Below are 2,679 nucleotides of genomic sequence, written 5' to 3'. Positions count from 1 at the left end.
TCTTTGGGAACTTTATTTATTAAGTGTTTGTTATGTAAGTGTACCGCATAATCACAGTGCATACCTTCATCTCTTGAGATTAACTCATTAGAAAAAGTTAACCCAGGCAAAAGTCCTCTTTTCTTTAACCAGAAGATAGAACAGAATGCACCAGAAAAGAAAATACCTTCAACAGCCGCAAAAGCAATTAATCGCTCGGCAAAGCTTGGAGAGTCAATCCAGTTCAAGGCCCAATCCGCTTTTTTCTTAATAGCCGGAAAATTTTCAATGGCTTTAAAAAGTGTATTCTTCTCTTTCTCATCTTTCACATAAGTGTCGATTAAAAGCGAATACGTTTCAGAGTGAATGTTTTCCATCATAATCTGAAATCCATAGAAAAACTTAGCTTCGGCATATTGCACCTCACTAACAAAATTCTCGGCTAAATTCTCGTTTACGATACCATCCGAAGCTGCAAAAAAAGCTAATATATGTTTAACAAAATAACGCTCGTCATCACTTAACTTATTGTTCCAGTCGTTTAAATCCTCACTAAGGTCTATTTCCTCCGCTGTCCAAAAACACGCTTCACATTTTTTGTACCATTCCCATAAATCGTCATGCTTAATAGGAAAGATTACAAAGCGATCGTTGTTTTCTTCTAGAATAGGCTCTAAGGCTACGGACATATTAAAGGATTTGAGTGTTGAGAAGAAAATTCTTCCTTTGCGACGGAAACAAAGGTCGCAAAAAAGCGCTGGAATTTCATATTATTCAATCATTTCCAGTACAAAGTTTTTAACAGAGATTGTTGAAATGTGGGCTGGCATTGAATATACATGATCTTAGCAGGGATCGACAATTAGCCTAAATTTTACCTGAAAGATGAACACAAAAAATAAACCAAAAAGTATATTAAAAACATACTTTTTGGTTTAAAAATAAAAACACCATCTAAGCGGGCTATTTTGTAATTACAGCTTCTAACCTTTGTAACCTTTCTTCTAGTTTTGATATCATTCTTGATTGCTCTGAAATAATTTCTTGTTGCTTTTGTATAGCTCTTATAGCCACTACACTAAAACCCGCATAATTAACTCCTAGTATATCATCATCTCCGCTCTCACTAACCAGTTCAGGAAATAATGGTTGCACCTCCTGAGCTACAAAGCCAATTGCTCTTGTCCGTGATTTGTCTGCTTTAAAAATATAACTAGATGGCTTAAGCAAGGATACCCGCTCTAAAACATCTGGAAGTTCTCTTATCTCAGACTTTAAGCGTTTATCTGAAGCAGAAGTATACGCTCCGGTATTAGCGTTAATAAAGCCTCGTAATTCATCGCCATAATGAAACATTAGTGCAAAACCATGGGTAATATGCCAATCTTTATTAGCTGTACCATCCCTAAAACTAAGACCGGTACCTACCTCTTGACCAGCCTGGTTTATTGTTAAACGAGCAGAAGGATTACTGGTATTGATACCTACCTGTCCATTTCCTGTAATTGTCATCCGATCACCACCACCACTAGCATTTCGAAAATAAAAGTTAAGTTTAGCATTGGCCGCCGTTGATGACGGTAAACCTGCTACGTGCCAAAAAGCACCCCCAGACGCATTATTGGTTAATTCCAACCGGGCAAAATCATTGCCTTCTTCTTCTAGTTTAAGATTCGGTTTAATTATAGTAGAGTTGTTCCGAATGTGCGCCCACGCAGATATGCTACTAATATCTCCTACTTGAAACTCACCCCCTTGGCGCATTCGAAAGCGGGTATCGAAGACATTACTTCCAATTGGTTTAGAATCGAATTGTAGGTCGGCTCCGGCACCAAGAGTACTAAATTGCCATTGATTGCCATTCTCCGGAAAACCCATAACCAATTCCCCCAAGTCTGTCTGAACGAATAGATCGCCACCAACATGCATTTTCATCTCTGGCTCATCAATACCAATGCCTACATTGCCCCGTCCAGTTGTTAATGCTGCAACCCCCGTTGTAGTGGTATAAAAATGCCCACCAACACCACCTCCGAAGGCATAACCTTGTACGCCAACGCCATTTACCGAGTTTGAAACGCCTTGAACACCGGCCCAAAAGTTGTTCTCCGATACACCGTAAACACCGTGTGCACCAGCACCATGCCCGAGTACGCCAGCACTATTGCTAGGAAGAATTTCTGCACCAATACCTGCGGAACCTGCTATACCGTACCTGCCAGCTGTAGCCGTGTTGTGCGTGTGAAAGGCCGCCCCATTGTCTAGGGAAGTTTCGTCGTAGTAAGGAAGTGCCAACCCGCCTGTTTCATCTGTTCCCGCTGCCCAGGTATTGGTGGCGTTGTTCCATTTTGCCACTTGATTATCGGCAGTTCCCACCAAGCCTGAGATGGTTGTCCCGTCTCCTTGAAGCAATCCTGTTTGGGTAGTAAGGTCCGGTGCATCTTTATAAGCACTTAAATCAATCGATCCCAAGCCATCTTCAATAGTCAATACGTCACCCGTGAGAATCAATGCTTGATCATCGGTATCGACAACCCCTGAAGTTGCCAATTCATCGATTGCGGCTTGGGCATCGGTAGCTGCCAATCCCGAAGCAACATTGTCATAAGATACTTCTGCTGCGTTCTGATCATCCGTGCCTCCCGGTGGAATAATTGCGGATAAATCAACTCCAGTACCATCAGTAATTTCAAGTAATGT

General features: G+C 41.4%; 2 protein-coding genes. Both read right to left on the bottom strand.

The window, feature by feature from the left end; all coding sequences use genetic code 11:
* Nucleotides 1-668: ribonucleotide-diphosphate reductase subunit beta (locus ACSHWW_RS14405; protein WP_435683166.1), on the bottom strand; the 668-nt coding region annotated here is incomplete at its 3' end.
* 274 nt (nt 669-942) lie between these two features.
* Nucleotides 943-2,679: tail fiber domain-containing protein (locus ACSHWW_RS14400; protein WP_435683165.1), on the bottom strand; the 1,737-nt coding region annotated here is incomplete at its 5' end.

Source organism: Nonlabens sp. (assembly GCF_051251825.1).
Lineage (GTDB): Bacteria > Bacteroidota > Bacteroidia > Flavobacteriales > Flavobacteriaceae > Nonlabens.
This window is presented reverse-complemented; position numbering and strand designations above follow the sequence as displayed.